This is a genomic window from Moritella sp. 24, from assembly GCF_018219155.1.
Lineage (GTDB): Bacteria > Pseudomonadota > Gammaproteobacteria > Enterobacterales > Moritellaceae > Moritella.
This window is the reverse complement of record NZ_CP056123.1, coordinates 1,043,216-1,059,876: the sequence shown is the minus strand read 5'-3', so window position 1 is coordinate 1,059,876 and position 16,661 is coordinate 1,043,216. Positions and strand designations below refer to the sequence as shown.

Below are 16,661 nucleotides of genomic sequence, written 5' to 3'. Positions count from 1 at the left end.
TTATGAATACACCCCTTATTCAATTTTGTAATGTCAGTAAATCATTTGATGGCACGACAGTATTAAATGATATTAACCTGAGTGTTTTTGAAGGCGAGATCACCACAATTATCGGTAAGAGTGGAGAAGGTAAAAGCGTATTATTAAAACATATTATCGGCCTATTACGACCTGATTCAGGGTCAATACTGTTTAATGGGAAAGGATTATCTCAACATGCAAAAACAGAACAGCGCACTTTAAAACAAAAATTCAGCTATATGTTTCAAGACTCTGCACTATTTGACTCAATGACTGTATATGACAACATCGCCCTACCATTACAAGAAGCCAGCAAACTAAATAAAGAAGAGATACAACAAAAAGTTGAAAAGCGCATGTTGCAACTAGACATAACAGGGACAGAACAGCAATATCCAGGGCAGCTCTCTGGTGGGATGCGCAAAAGAGTCGCTTTAGCACGCGCACTTGTCACGGATCCTGAAATAATTTTATTTGACGAGCCAACCACAGGTTTAGACCCAATTCGAAAAAAAGCTGTTCATCAAATGATTGCTGATTATCAACGAACTCTCGGTTTTACCGGGATCATCGTCAGTCATGAAATCCCCGAAATATTTACCATTTCCCAACGTGTTGCCCTACTCGATAAAGGTGACATCATTTTTCAAGGCACTCCAGAACAGTTAAATAAGGAAGATAATCCCATTATTTCAACATTTGTTCATGGCCATGAATCTCCCTTACTCAATATCGACTAATTCCATTAGTTGGAGCTATTATGAAAAAATCATCTATTGAAACGTCTGTCGGTATATTTGTATTAATAGGCATACTCTGCGTCGGTTACCTTACAATTAAACTCGGGAAAATGGAGCTATTAAGTGATAACTACTATAGTGTTTATGCAGACTTCAATTCCGCAACGGGATTAAAAGGCGGTGCAAATGTCGAGATGGCAGGCGTGAGAATAGGACAAGTAGAAAACATAGTCTTGTTGCCTCATATTAAAATTGCGCGTGTAAAATTAAAAATAGAAAACGACATCAGCCTTGCTGTTGATGTCATTGCATCAGTGAAAACGGCGGGCTTACTCGGTGATAGATACCTTTCTCTAACACCTGGCGGTAGTGATGAATTACTACTTGCTGGTGATAGCATTGAAGAAACAGAATCTGCTCTCGATATTGAAGATCTTATTAGCAAATATGTATTTAGTGGCGACAATGAATAACAATACGAAAAGGAACCGCGATATGTTTAATAAGTCTATGATAAATCATTATATAAAAACGGTTAGTACACTCTGTATTTCGGCATTGATGTTATTCAGTACATCAGTCAATGCCAATACACATAATGTCGGTCAAGCAACCACATTGATTGCCAATGCAATGCAGGCATCACTCAGCATTATCAACGATCCAGCACTCAGCACTAAAATTAAACGTCAAAAACTATGGCCAATTGTCACCACCTATTTTGATTTCATGCTAATTTCGGAATTAACACTAGGTAAATTTGCAGCCGATGCGAAGAGTCCACTGGGTGATTATAGTGACCGCCGCTTCACAGTTGAACAACAAGCGCGGTTTACCGATGCTTTTACTATTCACCTGGGTAACTTATATTTAGACCGCCTTAATAACGACAGTCAGTTCTCGGTGTCACTCACTCAGTCGTCGGCCATGAAACCGATCCGCAACATGCAACGCGCACGCGTCAATAGTCTCATTAACGGTAAAACAGCCATCGATTATTCCTTACGCCTAAAAGATAATGAATGGCTAATTTATGATATTAAAGTTGAAGGTCGAAGCCTAATCAGTTCATTCCGTAAAGAATATGCGGCATTATTATTGAAAAAAACACCCGATGAATTATTAACACTACTTAGCGATAAAAACAGAGCTCACACGGAAAATAATGCGGAATAGTCATTACTCATCCGTTGTATTACCAGTATTTTTATTGTTCATCACCCTTGTTATGGGTGGCTGTGCAAACAAAAATGGTAATACAGCTCTCAACCCACAAACTCAAACAGAGCAGCCTTTAGACACAGCACCAGCAGTGACGTCTGAAATTGTCTATAGCGATGATGATGGACTCTTTTCCGAAGATGACGATGACTTATTCTCCGATGATACGCCATTTGAATTAGATGAAAGCGCAGAGATATCCGATCCCTTTTACTACTTTAATAAAGCGATGTTTCATGTCAACGATAAGCTTTATTTCTGGATACTTCGTCCTACAGCATTAGGCTACAAAGCCATAACACCACAGTTTTTTCGCGTTGGTGTGGCTAATTTCTTTCACAATATAACCATGCCGATTCGGTTTACCAGTAGCTTATTACAAGGTGACTTAACATCGTCAGGTACTGAGTTAGGACGTTTTGTCGTTAATTCGACGGTCGGTATTTTGGGCGTGATGGATCCTGCAGAAAATTATTTAGATTGGCAGCCAAATAATCAAGATATGGGGTTAACCTTAGGTAAATACGGTATCGCTAATGGGCCGTATATTGTCTGGCCTATTTTCGGTCCATCAACTTTGCGTGACACGGTTGGACGCAGTACAGATTATTTCCTTAGCCCACTCACCTACTTGCAACCAGATAAACTATCTATCTCAGTGCAAGCAATTGATAAAGTAAATGCGACCTACTTTAGCTTAGGTGATTACGAGGCCTTTAAACAGGCTTACATTGATCCTTATGAACGAATGAAAGAGTTTTACATCGAATACCGTGAAAAGAAAATCGCAGAAGAATAAAGCAGTTGATGTATACGACAATACACACGATCACGACTAAGTCATATTGCGACCATCATTAACAAGTTCGATGATTTTAAAAAATCGTAGCCTTAAGAGACGAATTCGAGATAATAAATCATTCACTTCTTGTCGAGCAATGTCTGCACCTTGTGCATTTTCAATTGCTTTACGATTATAATCCAGCTCTTCATCAATTAAGCAGTGCTCGCTAATTAGCTGCCATAGTTGCTTTACTCGATTAAATTTAACCTCTAATACTTCCACATCAACGCTCAGTTTATCTAACTCTTCAACCGCTAATTTAGCCATCATATATTCATATTTAACATCACTCATATCCGGTGAACTATTTTTATCTAGTACTATGTTATAGCGATCAATTTGCGCGTTAAGATAGTCAATATTATGTGTATAAAACTGATAAGCATCCTGCCAATTTTTACCGCTACAATAACTCGCTTGTGCAGCAGAAGTAAGAAAAACGAAGATCAGTAAGAAGCTATATTTCATCATTAACTCCGCGAGAATTAGCACCAAGAATTAAGGGATAAAAGACTTAACCCGATTAAAAGTGCAGACAAAGTGTACTGTTTGCCACATTTATTCTTTTCCCTGATATAATTAACCTATGTTATGAAATATTCCGTAATTCCTTAAAGGGTAAAAATGAAAAAAACGTTTGTATTAAACCACCCAAAAATTGTTCCTGCTCGTCAAGTTGATTCGATTAAAAGCGAAATCAGAAAATATATCAAAAGAGAGCGTAACAAGACCTTACCTAAAGGCGTGGATTACTGGGACTTTGATTGTAAGTATGGCGCAACTGAACAAGAAGCGCAGGTTATCCACCTATCAGAAATCAATAAGTCAATTGATAGTGGCGACCTAAGCAAAGATGCATCTTTTTATATCGAAGTATTAGTAAAAGATGGCATTCGCGTAATCAGTGAAGAAGATGAAGATTTAGATTACGGCGAAGAATAATAATAGTAACAAGGGGTATTATACTCCTTGTTCTTTCTCCCTCTGATATTTCCCCACCCCGCTACACCCCTCTGTAATATTATTAAAATCTTAATCTACAAGCTTGATAAATAAGTGTATATTCACTCATTCTGAATAAACTACGACGCCATATATATCAGGACTTCTACATGACTTTCAAATCACGCTATATCATTACGCTTCTTTGCTTCTTATTTTTGACTGGCTGTGCGAAACAAAATCTATTCTCAGCAACTAAGTTCACCTCTTACGAGGATTTTAAAGCAGGCCCTGAAGATGGTGTCGATTTAGTATGGGCGAGAGTAGGCCTACGAGACAAAACGCGATTAAAAAATAAATTACAACAATATGATAGCGTTATTTTAGAGCGTGTTTATGTGTTGGTCGAAGATGACAGCCTATCCGATGAAGAAATCAAAACCATCACTGCTTATTTAACTGATAGCTTAATCAAAACGATATCGCCATATAAAAACATTGTCGAAAAACCAACAGACAAGACGTTGCGTTTAAGCATTGCTATTAGTAATGTCGAAACACCTAATCCCATACTTGCGATGACAAGCAGTATTATCCCTGTTAGCTTTGGTATTTCTGTTATTTCAAAAATAACCACCGGAAATCATACTAATGTAGGCAGTGCCAGTATCGAACTCATGATCAGTGACGAAAATAGTAAACCCTTAATAGCAGCGATTGATCGCCGCTCTGGTAATAAAGATTTTGGTACGTTAATCGACTCTTTGGATGATACAAAAGACGTCATTGATTGGTGGATAGAACGCTTAGCAGATACATTTATGCAAGGTAATAATACCAGCGAATAAACCTGTCATTAACCGCTTAAATTCACGCGAGACTACTGTTTAACGCAGTTACCTGATAACATGGCCGCCCTAAGCCATGCAGGTAACTGCGAACAGATTGAAATAACATAAATGAAGCTACATAAACTTGATGCAGTAGACTGGTTAAAAACGCTTCCTAGTGAAAGTATTGATTTAGTCATCACAGATCCCCCTTATGAATCCTTAGAAAAACACCGAAAGATTGGTACGACGACGCGTTTAAAAAACAGCGCAAGCTCGAGTAACCAATGGTTTGATATTTTTCCGAACAGTGATTTTCCTGCGTTAGTTGAACAAATATATAGAGTACTAAAAAAGAACAGTCACTTTTATTTATTCTGCGATCAAGAAACTATGTTTGTCATAAAACCTATCGCTGAAGAGCTCGGGTTTAAATTTTGGAAACCTATCGTTTGGGATAAATGCGCTATTGGAATGGGTTACCATTATCGCGCACGTTATGAATTTATTTTGTTTTTCGAAAAAGGTAAACGTAAACTGAATGATTTAGGCATGCCTGATGTATTGCAAGAAAAGCGTGTTTGGCGTAGTTACCCGACTGAAAAACCAGTCCCTTTAATTGAGAAACTCATTAGTCAGAGTTCACAAGAAGGTGATCTTGTTATCGATCCTTTCTTTGGTTCAGGTTCAACCTTAATAGCCGCTGCTAACTTAGCGAGAAAATCAGAAGGGGCAGATATTGCATCATCGGCTCACGAATTTATTAAAAATCGCATTAAACCAACAGAAAAGGATATTTAATGACGATTGATATCAAAAATATACCAGAACCGGAAGTAACTTGCGCCAATTGTGAAGCATGCTGCTGCCGCTTGGAAGTCATGATTTTAACTGATACAGGTGTGCCAAAACGCTATATTTCAACAGATAATTGGGGGAGTGAAGTGATGGCACAGGGTCATGATGGTTGGTGTGCCGCCCTCGATAGAGACACATTGATGTGTACGATCTATGAAAATAGACCTTGGGTATGTCGTATATTCGAAATGGCATCATATGAATGTATTGCCGAACGTGAAGAGCATATGTAGCCCGCATTTATTTAATAAATACTCGCCTATTCAATCTTAATTTAGGTTTTTAGATTGATTTAGGTACCTTCCGACTCGCTATTTAATGTCAAAATCACATAAATAACTTATCGATACAAATACCTATCCAATAAAAGCATTCCTCCGAGCTGCGATGAAAGGCTTTACTCTGCAACGAATATCTACATTTTCAGGTGCCAACAACAGCACATGAATGAGCATCTCTAGGTGTATTCGCGATTATCTCTTCCGATTATTCCCCTGCTAGCCTACTCGATGCTATTTTTAAGAGGCCTCAAAATAAAACTAATACCTTTTATTTGTCGACATCAATGCAGCCTTAATCCAGCGATAGTATTAGGCTTAGATGATTCAGGCGTGATTAGCGAAGGAAATAACCTATTTAAACAGGACTGTTATGAATAAATTATTTTATATTATAGGACCATCAGGCTCTGGCAAGGATACCTTTATTCAAGCACTACGCCAGCAATGGCCAAATAATTTGCTGGTAGCACACCGTTATATCACCCGTTGCGCTGATTCGGGTGGTGAAAACCATATAGAGCTATCATTAGCTGAATTTATGCTACGTCAACAGTCACAATTATTTTCTATGTATTGGCAAGCTAATCAACATTCTTATGGATTAGGATATGAGATTGAAACTTGGTTAGATAAAGGGTTTGATGTCGTTGTGAATGGTTCTCGTGCTTATTTACCCACCGCGCAAAAAAAATTTGGTACGCAATTAGTCCCAGTTTCGATCCAAGTAGAAATGAATATTCTGGCACAACGATTACGTTCGCGTGGCAGAGAAAATGAACATGAAATTAAACATCGACTACAACGAGCGCGGAACTATCACAGTAACTTGCCCGACAATGCCATCTGTATTGATAACAGTGACACTATCACGTCGGCATTGATACAATTCAAGCATCACTACCAACCTCAATCAACAGCCTCAAATTCATGAATAAATTAACGAGAATAGGGAGATGAAGGGATTAAAAGAACATATGATGATCTATTACATATTAAATACTTAATTCTAGATAGAAATTACTAAAAAGTGGTCTGACATCACCACTCTTCGCCCCATTCTTTTAACCTATTCACAACATGACTCTTTTTTAAATTATATAACTATCTATCTCAATCAATTTGAATGATTATAATTAGACAAGTTGTCACGAGTTGTTTTTTCTTCATCTGTCATAGAGTTACGTATTTTACAGGGATCAGTAAATATCGCTAATAGAATACGTTGAGGGTTAAAAAATGGAATTATTTAACGAATCAAACGCATTAGATCTTTACATGCAACAAGTAAATAAAAAAAGTGTCTTACTCACAAAAGAGGAAGAATACGATACTGCCGTAGCTGCGCATGAAGGAGACTCAAAAGCGCGTCAACGTATGATCCAATCTAATTTACGTTTAGTGATCAATATTGCTAAACGCTACCAACACACGTCACTATCACTTGTCGACATCATTCAAGAAGGTAATACCGGATTAATACACGCAGTTGAAAAATTCGATGCGAGTAAAGGTTTCCGCTTCTCAACATATGCAGTATGGTGGATTAAGAACAATATAGAACGCTTTATCATGAATCAATCGCGCACAATTCGCGTGCCAATTCATGTTGGTAAAACCTACAAACGTATTCTAAAAAATGCGCGAGACGAATCATTCGACTTGAAGTGTAATCATGATTTACAAAAAATTGCCGAAAACTTAGATATTGAGTTTGAAGAAGTTGTTGATGTTCTATCCCACTACTTTGCTGAAACAAGCTTAGATAAAACTATCGAAACTAAAAATGACTCAAGTACCGCGCTCGTAGATCTCATTGAAGACAGCTCTATTTGCAAGCCGAACGATGAAATAGAAAATACTGATACATCGAGTTATTTAACTGAAATTCTTAGTCACTTGACTGATCGAGACAGAGAGATCATTGAATTAAGATTTGGTTTAGGCCGAGAAGAACCGCAAACACTGCATGCAATTGGCGAACGTCTATTCATGTCACGCGAACGCGTTCGTCAAATTATTACTGCAAGCTTACAAAAAATTAAACCTGAATTATTAGTGAATAGCGTAAGTCAGCAAGATTACCTAAACTAACCAATAACATAACATATAATCTAATCAAAAAGACTATATGTAAAAACAGCCCTAACTAGGGCTATTTTTTTGCGTATAACAATCTAGCTATAGCGATGAGTGCCACACGTTATGGGGCACTCATCTTGATACGCGATACTTTACCATCTAAGCCATTATGGCGATGAAAATTAACACGTACATAATCATCACTGTAACTGTCCTCATAACTGTCTATATCATAAGTTCCCAAAATATCTTGTAGCACCGTTATCTGGGTATAATCATCACCCTTGTCACCATTTGGAGAATCATAAACCGTAAACTGTGCACCCGCACTCACGCCAACTAATTTAGCTGAGCGCGTTTCATCATTATCACAACTTCCTGAGTTCTTAAAATTAAACTCACGGTCATACACATTCAGGGTACAGACGATATTTTGCGTCGCGTTATTCCCTTCATAAAGCATTATTTCAGGCGTGGTTTCATAGTCACCGGGCTTAAATACTTCAAAATATGAAATCTTTCCATCTAAGCCGTTATTATGAAATGCCCACTGATTAACCGCTGCGTTACTGACATTGTTTTCGAATGAATCAATCACATATTCAGACAAGTTATGCTTAACCTGAATAACCGTATAGTCATCATTAGTGTTACCAGAAGGGCTGTCATATACGACAATCGTGGTGCCAGCTTGTACATCAACGAGTTTAGCAGAGCGTGCTTCATCATTTTCACAACCATGCTCACCACTCGTAATATAACGGGTTTGCTCTCCACCAATACCACAAACTATATTTTGTGTCGCACCATTACCTTCATAAAAGATTACCCCGCCTTCATTTAGCACTTCCGTTATTTCCTGTACATCGCCTTGCTCAATAAAATCAACAGCGATAAAGTTAGGCTTTTTGTCTAACAAAGTTGCAGGCATACATGTATCAATGATTCTTGGATACAGGCCATCCCAGTTATTATCTGATGCCGCGATACCTGAATGTGGCACGCTAGGGAAATGATTCATACTGAATAATCTAGACCAGGTTTTGTGTCCCAGTATATTTACCGTTGGCACACCGTATTTATGTCGTTCTTCACAACTATCATAATCAGTGACTGCCCACATGTTTTCCATAGTGACATCTTTTCTATATAGCACGTAATAATCACCATAATCACCCGACACATCATACTTGTCTATATAGAAGAGTATTCGCTGATTAGCCGCAGCCATCTCTTCCAATGTCGGCCATTCTTGCTTACCATCCCATACAGGATCTCTTGGATCAAACATCATCGCAGTGAATTCAGGCATTTTATCCATCGCCTCTTGCAACTGCTCTTTCGTTAAGACGTTATTGGTCACCTCAATATCAAAAGTGAGCACCACATCTGGATTCGCTTTCAAAAATGGAACGATCTCATCATTCATTCTATCGATGAATTCACCGGCATTATCGGTAGCATGCGTTAACTCAACACGACCATCTTCATAACGAATATCAATCAATAATGAGCGAACATTATGATCACGTAGTTGCTCAGGCATATCGAGCCATTGATTCATATAACCAATTTCAAAAACATAACCTTGTGAAGCATGCGCATTATGCGCACCTACCCAACTATATTCGTTAAACGTTTTATCCGCTTTGGTCAGTAAAAATGAAGATGTTTTGTTATCGAAGTTAATATTGGCTAAACGCGATTGCCCTACATCACTAATCTCAGCACTGCTACCGTTGTAATGATCATTTTGATAAATCGTCAACTTATAACCAGCAGGGACGGTAACCGAAGACCAAGAATCATTCGCTTTACCGATAGATTGATGGCTTGCACTATAGCAAGATTGAGTACCTTGGAAGTCCGTATTCCCATAAAAACAAATTAATGGGTCGATGCTAAATGAAGACACGATATCGTTAAAGTTATAGCTTGAAAGGCTCGCATACTCACCCGGATAAAGTGTCCATTGTTTACCGCCATAATCATCATGTTCAAATAACGTTAACAACGATCCGCTTGGCACTTTTACCGATGACCAAATATCATTTTCACTGCCGACTGTGTGCTCTGTCGAATCAAAACAGTTTTGCTGACCCGTATAATCATCATGTTCATAAAAGCATACCTGAGGAAGGGGCTCAGCCTGAGCGCTTACCTGCGCATATACAAATGGTTGAAATGACAGCGCAGAAATCACTACCGCACCTTGAATAAATCTACTTTTTACAATTGTTTTATTGTTAATTTTAGACATATAACTTCTCCAACCAGATTATTCGAAACAAATATAAACTGTTTATTAAGCTCAATATTTGCGACTCGCATGAATTACTTTGCACTATCTGACAGAAAGATAAGCATTAATTAAGTACTAAGTTGGAGAAAAACTGCCATTGTCTATTCAGTATTTATATTGGTTAAAAGTTGATTTAGAAGACAATTAATTCAGCGGTGACATACTGCGATAATTTCAAATACGAAAGTTAATATCAAATAGACACAACGAATAAAAACAATTAAGCAATTGTAATAAAGGGATTATTTTCAATTAATAACATGTTAACAATGACATAAAACTATATTTTCATACACTTAATACCGATCACTCAGTAAATCGAAAATATCGCCCAAGCATTATAAAAGCATGAGAAAACAGAATTAAAAATAACTACTCAAAAGGTAGTAACTTGATGTCAAAAACAGTAAATAGACTCGATAAAAACAAATCAATCAGAAATAACTATCAATATTTAATATTCAATCGATTTTATAATAGTTAACTCATGCGTTAAATTTAGCACTTACCGTCTTAGGAGCTGAATATGAAGCGCACAACCAATAATACCCTCACTAATATTGCGAGTTGCACCGCGAGTACGCCAATCAAAGACGCAGCATTGGTCGTTGAAGGTGGTGGTCAACGCGGTATTTTCACCGCAGGGGTATTAGATAGTTGGTTAGCACAAGATTTTAACCCCTTTGCATTATTAATCGGGACTTCAGCTGGCGCTCAAAATCTATCAAGCTACATGACGAGACAGTCTGGGCATGCCAAACGTTCCATTATGACATTATCAAAACATCCCGAATTCTTTAATATGAAACGCACATTAATGGGACGCAATACCGTCAATCTCGATTGGTATTTTAAAAAAGTCGGTGATCCAGACTATCAACTCAATATGGATTGCGCCCAGGCACAACTTAAAAATCGCCAGCTCCTTTTTTCAGCCACGGACATTAATGGTTTGATGCCAACCTTCTTAGAGCCTAACGTCGATAACTGGCTTACAGCGTTAAAAGCATCGAGTGCACTGCCCTATTTGTATAAGAAAGGTGTCGCTATTGGTGATGGTCATTACGTGGATGGTGGTGTCGCGCTGCCGATCCCAATTCAAGAAGCATATCATCGTGGCGCTAAAAAAATAATCGTGATTCGCACGGTACCTGCACATCAAAATGCACGATCTCCGTGGGCACATAAACTCAAATCTTGGGTATGCAGCTCACAACGATGCCCTAGAGTACTCGATATTATCACTGGTCATGAGAATGCGTATAATGACGCTATCGATTTTATAAATTCACCACCAGAAGATACTCAGGTTATAGAAATTGCGCCACCACAAATACTATCGAGCCGACTGCTTGGTAGCAGTGATGAAGCATTGGCGAACGATTATAAGGTGGGATATGAAATGGGAATGAAATTTTTAAGCAGCACTCAAGCCCACTTATTTCTCTAATTAGTTATGAGTTATATGATTACGGTATTTCCTATTTCCGCCTAATTACTCCAATAATATACCTAGTGACTAACCCAAAAGGAGCAAACATGTTGGTTAATAGGCTAATAATTCTACTTGTATGCACGTGCATATTATTATCTGTATTCACCCAAGGTCTTACATCATCAGCACTTGATCTTGTGGCATTCTCATTATTAATTAGTTATCTATTTCGAGTGAAAAAAAATCAGCTCACCGTATAGAAAAAGGAGGTACTCAGACCTCCTTTTTCTTAATCGTAATATGACTCAGTCTCGCTATTTATCGCTTATTACATAAAGTATAAAATATAAATAAGTGAACTGACACTGATCGAAATCCAAAGCAATATACCTAATAGCAGTGGTTTGATACCCGCCTCTCGGACTTTTTTAACCGTTATACCCGCGCCAATTAAGAATAGGCACATCACTAATACTTGTTTCGATATATTGAAAATACCTTGATATAAAGACTGATAATCTGGCAACACATACGCGGTAAAAATAGCGAAACAGTAGAATAAAATGAAAAATGGAATCGTTAGTTTTTTACTGTCACCTTTAAATAATAGCGCACTAATAAACGCCACAGGCACAATCCACAGCGCACGCGCCAGCTTTAATGTAGTCGCCGTTAATAATGCTTCATCGCCATAAGCTGAAGCGGCACCAACAACCGATGATGTATCATGAATAGCAATCGCGCTCCATACACCAAAAGCATGTTGACTCATTTCGAGTAAATGCCCAATCACCGGAAAAATAAATAAAGCCACCGAATTAAGAATAAATACTGTCGCTAACGCTAATGAAGTTTGATCATTTTTCGCATTAATCGCGGGCGCAACGGCAGCAATCGCGCTTCCACCACAAATAGCGGTACCTGCAGAAATGAGATATCCCGTTTTCTTTTCAATCTTTAATGCTTTGGTGAGTAACCAGCCTAAAATTAACGTGCAGAAAATAGACGTAACAATAATGCCAATACCGTCTTTCGTCGCTGTAATAGCTTCGTCTAAGTTAATACCAAAGCCTAATCCAACAATCGAGTATGCAAGTGCTTTTTTGGTAATTGTACTTAGATTAATACCTTTAGGAACAAGTCCCAATGTCGCTAACGTAAAACCCAACACTAAAGCAACAGGCGATGAGATAAGCGGCGTTAAGCACAGTAAACCGATCAGAATAAATAATAAATCAGTTTTTTGAAAAGTATAATTTGTCAGTGATTTAAACATGGGAACTCTCTATTTTGAAGAACAGACAGTATAGCTCGTCACTTAAGTTAAAAACATTAGAATGAAATTAACCCAGCGTTAACTAGAATTGAACGAAGATGAAAAAATAAAATCACAGTTAACTTGCTCACACTTATGAGTATAAAAACCAATAAAATCGAACTTTTAAGGATAAATACAGACTTACTACCAGTATTAACGTGAATGACGCTAAAAAATTAAATTTAATCACGGCTGTGATCACGTTATCTCGTAATAGCTATTTTATCTAACGAGGTTGACGATGAAAAAACCAATAAATAGATCAGTACTCAACACCGACAGTCAAATTTTAACTGAGATTGAACGAACTGCGTTACGAGAAGAGTTTGGCATAGGTAAAACACATTATGATATTCACGATTTAATTCTGGCAGATATCCCTGCTGAAATGCTTCAAATCTTGTTACAAGCAGACTCTATTTCCATTACCGCAAGACAGGGAAAGCAAGAATTACACTTCCCCCTGCACTTAGCAAACGATGGTTATCAAAATCGTTTACAAGGCTCTACTCCGGCTGATAATAGCCAATTGATTAATCTGCATGAGCTTCATAAATTTCAATAAATTCAGACAAATTAGATACTAAAGCATGGATACAATCTGGGTCAAACATCGTACCAGCATTTTTTTTCATGTAGTTAACGACATCATCAATATGCCAAGCACCTTTATATAGGCGCTTACTTAATAACGCATCAAACACATCAGCAACCATAACAATACGGGCTTCTAGAGGAATTTCATCCCCTTTTAATCCCTCAGGATAACCATGTCCACTAAACTGTTCATGATGATAAAGAATAATATTTTTTAGAAAACGGTATTCCTCTATATGCCGTACATTCGCAGGAAAATGACTCAGTACATCATTAATGATATCAACACCATGTCGACAGTGCTGATTCATGATTTCGCGTTCTTTCACTGTAAAGATAGAATGGCTAAATAATACTTCATCAGGGATCTTATACTTACCTATATCATGAAATGCAGCATAAGATTCAATACGGCGAATAAACTCATGTGTAATGCCTTTTTCCTCACTCAATAGATAAGCCAGCTTGGAGCTATATCGCTCCATCCGTGTAAGGTGCCCTTTTGTTTCCGGATCCTTAGCGTGCCCCATATTGAGTGCAATCCCGAGTGAGATACTAATAAACTGTTTTTTCTCAAACTGTCGTACCATCAACGAATGTATCACTGTCGATAAAAACAACATATCTTGCTGCACCGAGACATCCGCAAAAAAGTTACATTCTGATGCATTAAAAAAGACCATCGCTATAGCATCACCCTTAAAAATCAAAGGATAAGAAAAGCTACTGCGATGACCATTATTTAATAAAAAAAGTGTTCTCGGATTCAATTTCAATGTCGATAAATCATTCACAACACGCTCTGATTTTGACTTGATCATTCTCGGAATACCGCCATCCTGATTCACTTTTTTGGTAAAAAGTTCACCGTTGTTATCAGCCGAGAGTTTATCCCGTACAAAATAATTAGACGCTTGGTCATCTTTAATCAGAATCACAGAAATGCGAGACAGTCCTTCATAGCTATTAATAGCCATTCGATAGAGCATATCAAGATAGATGCTTGTATCTTCATCCTCATTAAACATTTGATTTATTTTACTATAGTTAAGCATACATCAATCCTATTACACATGAATCAACGTAACTGCCGATCCTATTTCAACCTAGCTATTAAGATATAGGTAGGAATTAGATTAATATATACAAATAGCTATAATACCGCTGCCATTTAATAAGTTTTTGCCTGTAACATCAAATAATTAACTTTATAATTCACCGTTTACACGCAAATTAACCTGTTTTAGTTAATTCGCAGATTTCGAGTTACGTTTAATACGACGAGCATAACCAAAAGCATTATAAAAAAGTAAGGAATATCCTAATAATTCAACACCTTCCTCTACCGTGTTTTTCGCTAAACGTACATAATTATCAGCGAGGATCGTTTCCCACAGCTCTCCCATGCCAAACAGACGAGAAAAAACAAGAATAATAACTAACGCAGTACTGATGCCTTGAAAATAGCGATTTTGAGTAAAGTGAACAATCCCTGCCAACGTACCCTGTTTATCTTGTAATGCGTAAGTTGTGCAGACAATAAAAACACCTAACGCAGGGTAAACCCAAAAACCATGAACAACGAGTTCGTCAAAAAAAGCATCAAACTCTCGAATTAACATACAGGTAAAAAATCCGATCACTAACAAATGAAAATGGCGTTCTGAGTGATCGACTTTGAATACATAAGCAAAACAGCACACCACTAAAAAAAGTAATATTTGCTGATAAAACTCTGTTAAAGAATGTTCTCCAATACCATGGTCCAATAGCATGACATCTGAAAAAATAGCCAAACAAGCAGTGAGTACAATTGTTATGAGTAATAAAAATTGCAACAATTCCTGCTGAACAACTTTCAATATCGGTGATGAAGAATAAGTAAATAAGGCCATATCTGTTCCTACAAAGTTATAATGTATTTTATCTATGTTAGTAATATTTAATGTGAGGGCGAGTACAGTACTCCAAGTCGCATTGAATGCAATACCTAATAACCAAACTAGCGAGAACCCCGTAAATCCACTAGTCTCTCAACTAATCCATTAGAGATAAAAAAAACTAAAATCACGATCAAATCAATTTCTATCACAAATTCAAATGCTATATTTACTATAGACGTTTACTTTCATTATTAAGGAAGCCCTATGTTAAATGAGAATCACGCGCTTATTTTTGACTTTCCAGAATTGAAAAAAGATATCGTTTATTTGAATTATAAAAATGAAGTATTTAGAGAAGAATCGAAAAAATATCACATACTAGATTATGATATTCGTCAATTAGAGATCAAAGGATGCCCAACGAATGATGAGCATATGACGCAGTTAAAATTACAACGAGCGAACTTAAAAGATTTTCTATATCAGCAGTTAAAGCAACACCATGACAGTGTTTCATCAACATCATAAAAATAATAATATCAAATGATTAGTAGTATAAAGCACTCAATACTGATAGCGCTTTATACTGCGCTACTCTCAATCTTCAAGCTTCAATAAACCCATCACCATCAATTTACGAATAACACTCACATACATCACATTAACTTTCGCCAACGCCGAAATATCAGTCAATGTGTGACCTTCCTGTAACAATACAACCACGTGTTTCACCTGTTCTTTATTCATAACAATCTCGATAAGCTATAATTTATCAAAGCATACTTTAAGGCGCATTTAAGGCAATTTTTAATATTGGTTTTAGTGAAGAACCCGTAAAACCACTAGTCATAATTTTAATCCAGCCTAACTATCGAGCATTAAAATAGAAGTAGAGATAGAGCTAGGAATAGAAATATTAGAAATGTAGACGTCGCGGATTAAGATTAGATAGTGAGTTATCTATGATTGATTGACCGAATTTGAGCGTTTATGGGGGGAGAAAGAAAGGAAAATATAAAGCGCTAGAGACTGATAGCGCTTTATCATGTTTACAACACTACGATTAGTTAGTTTGTAGTAAATCCATAACCATTAGTTTACGGATAACACTAACATACATCACGTTGATTTTTGCTAACTTAGTAATTTCAGTTAGTGAGTGACCATCGCGTAATAATTGGATAACGTATTGTACTTGTTCTTTGTTCATAATAGCCTCGATAATTAGGTTTCTAATTTATAAATTCATCTATAAATTAATATGTTTATAAGTTGATATGGGCTCATAATACGTCTTTATTTTTCATATA

General features: G+C 37.1%; 20 protein-coding genes. 13 read left to right on the top strand and 7 right to left on the bottom strand.

Annotation, left to right across the window (positions count from 1 at the left end):
- Positions 1-2 precede the first annotated feature (2 nt).
- The 4 genes from HWV00_RS04915 to HWV00_RS04900 are packed head-to-tail and all read left to right on the top strand — an operon-like array spanning position 3 to position 2,781.
- Positions 3-761 (top strand): ABC transporter ATP-binding protein, encoded by a 759-nt coding sequence (locus HWV00_RS04915; RefSeq protein ID WP_211685026.1) that lies wholly within the window; start codon positions 3-5, stop codon positions 759-761.
- Between the two features lie 20 nt (positions 762-781).
- Entirely contained in the window at positions 782-1,234 is a 453-nt protein-coding gene (mlaD, locus tag HWV00_RS04910; RefSeq protein ID WP_211685025.1) for an outer membrane lipid asymmetry maintenance protein MlaD, read from the top strand.
- A 22-nt stretch (positions 1,235-1,256) separates the two neighbouring features.
- A complete protein-coding gene (locus HWV00_RS04905) occupies positions 1,257-1,937 on the top strand; it encodes a phospholipid-binding protein MlaC (RefSeq protein ID WP_255554915.1) in 681 nt (226 codons plus the stop codon).
- A complete protein-coding gene (locus HWV00_RS04900) occupies positions 1,927-2,781 on the top strand; it encodes a VacJ family lipoprotein (RefSeq protein ID WP_211685024.1) in 855 nt (284 codons plus the stop codon). The genes HWV00_RS04905 and HWV00_RS04900 overlap by 11 nt, the downstream gene beginning before the upstream one ends.
- Positions 2,782-2,817: 36 nt before the next feature.
- Here HWV00_RS04900 and HWV00_RS04895 read toward each other — a convergent pair whose 3' ends face one another.
- Positions 2,818-3,297, bottom strand: a complete 480-nt coding sequence (locus tag HWV00_RS04895) for a hypothetical protein (RefSeq protein ID WP_211685023.1) — start codon at positions 3,295-3,297, stop codon at positions 2,818-2,820.
- Positions 3,298-3,450: 153 nt separating this feature from the next.
- Between HWV00_RS04895 and HWV00_RS04890 the strand changes: the two genes are divergently transcribed.
- From HWV00_RS04890 to HWV00_RS04865, 6 genes are all read left to right on the top strand, one after another.
- Positions 3,451-3,768, top strand: a complete 318-nt coding sequence (locus tag HWV00_RS04890) for a DUF6172 family protein (protein ID WP_211685022.1) — start codon at positions 3,451-3,453, stop codon at positions 3,766-3,768.
- Between the two features lie 170 nt (positions 3,769-3,938).
- Positions 3,939-4,616: a DUF3313 domain-containing protein gene (locus tag HWV00_RS04885; protein ID WP_211685021.1), complete on the top strand. Its 678-nt coding sequence runs from the start codon at positions 3,939-3,941 to the stop codon at positions 4,614-4,616.
- 111 nt (positions 4,617-4,727) lie between these two features.
- Positions 4,728-5,399: a site-specific DNA-methyltransferase gene (locus HWV00_RS04880; RefSeq protein ID WP_211685020.1), complete on the top strand. Its 672-nt coding sequence runs from the start codon at positions 4,728-4,730 to the stop codon at positions 5,397-5,399.
- On the top strand, positions 5,399-5,689 hold the full coding sequence (locus HWV00_RS04875; protein WP_211685019.1) for a YkgJ family cysteine cluster protein: 291 nt from the start codon (positions 5,399-5,401) through the stop codon (positions 5,687-5,689). The genes HWV00_RS04880 and HWV00_RS04875 overlap by 1 nt, the downstream gene beginning before the upstream one ends.
- Positions 5,690-6,107: 418 nt before the next feature.
- The gene (phnN, locus tag HWV00_RS04870; protein WP_211685018.1) at positions 6,108-6,668 is read left to right on the top strand and encodes a ribose 1,5-bisphosphokinase; all 561 of its coding nucleotides are present in this window, start codon (positions 6,108-6,110) and stop codon (positions 6,666-6,668) included.
- Positions 6,669-6,973: 305 nt separating this feature from the next.
- Entirely contained in the window at positions 6,974-7,828 is an 855-nt protein-coding gene (locus tag HWV00_RS04865; RefSeq protein WP_211685017.1) for an RNA polymerase sigma factor RpoD/SigA, read from the top strand.
- 109 nt (positions 7,829-7,937) lie between these two features.
- On the opposite strand, the gene HWV00_RS04860 is transcribed toward HWV00_RS04865, so the two are convergent.
- Complete coding sequence (locus HWV00_RS04860) at positions 7,938-10,076, bottom strand: peptidase inhibitor family I36 protein (protein ID WP_211685016.1); 2,139 nt, start codon at positions 10,074-10,076, stop codon at positions 7,938-7,940.
- Between the two features lie 568 nt (positions 10,077-10,644).
- Between HWV00_RS04860 and HWV00_RS04855 the strand changes: the two genes are divergently transcribed.
- Positions 10,645-11,568 carry a patatin family protein gene (locus HWV00_RS04855; RefSeq protein ID WP_211685015.1) on the top strand — a complete coding sequence of 308 codons (924 nt, stop codon included), beginning with the start codon at positions 10,645-10,647 and terminating at the stop codon, positions 11,566-11,568.
- Positions 11,569-11,881: 313 nt separating this feature from the next.
- On the opposite strand, the gene HWV00_RS04850 is transcribed toward HWV00_RS04855, so the two are convergent.
- A complete protein-coding gene (locus tag HWV00_RS04850) occupies positions 11,882-12,829 on the bottom strand; it encodes a YeiH family protein (protein WP_211685014.1) in 948 nt (315 codons plus the stop codon).
- A gap of 283 nt (positions 12,830-13,112) precedes the next feature.
- On the opposite strand from HWV00_RS04850, the gene HWV00_RS04845 reads away from it, so the two are divergent.
- Entirely contained in the window at positions 13,113-13,436 is a 324-nt protein-coding gene (locus HWV00_RS04845) for a hypothetical protein (RefSeq protein WP_211685013.1), read from the top strand.
- On the opposite strand, the gene HWV00_RS04840 is transcribed toward HWV00_RS04845, so the two are convergent.
- Positions 13,405-14,523 (bottom strand): HD domain-containing phosphohydrolase, encoded by a 1,119-nt coding sequence (locus HWV00_RS04840; protein ID WP_211685012.1) that lies wholly within the window; start codon positions 14,521-14,523, stop codon positions 13,405-13,407. The two genes, HWV00_RS04845 and HWV00_RS04840, sit on opposite strands and share 32 nt — an antisense overlap.
- A gap of 192 nt (positions 14,524-14,715) precedes the next feature.
- Positions 14,716-15,363 (bottom strand): hypothetical protein, encoded by a 648-nt coding sequence (locus HWV00_RS04835; protein WP_211685011.1) that lies wholly within the window; start codon positions 15,361-15,363, stop codon positions 14,716-14,718.
- A gap of 252 nt (positions 15,364-15,615) precedes the next feature.
- Here HWV00_RS04835 and HWV00_RS04830 point away from each other — a divergent pair, with 252 nt between their 5' ends.
- On the top strand, positions 15,616-15,879 hold the full coding sequence (locus HWV00_RS04830; RefSeq protein WP_211685010.1) for a YdcH family protein: 264 nt from the start codon (positions 15,616-15,618) through the stop codon (positions 15,877-15,879).
- 69 nt (positions 15,880-15,948) lie between these two features.
- Here the strand turns inward: HWV00_RS04830 and HWV00_RS04825 are convergent, their stop codons facing one another.
- Together HWV00_RS04825 and HWV00_RS04820 are read right to left on the bottom strand one after the other, a co-directional pair.
- Positions 15,949-16,098: a hypothetical protein gene (locus HWV00_RS04825; protein ID WP_211685009.1), complete on the bottom strand. Its 150-nt coding sequence runs from the start codon at positions 16,096-16,098 to the stop codon at positions 15,949-15,951.
- 316 nt (positions 16,099-16,414) lie between these two features.
- Entirely contained in the window at positions 16,415-16,561 is a 147-nt protein-coding gene (locus tag HWV00_RS04820) for a hypothetical protein (protein ID WP_211685008.1), read from the bottom strand.
- Positions 16,562-16,661: the final 100 nt, after the last annotated feature.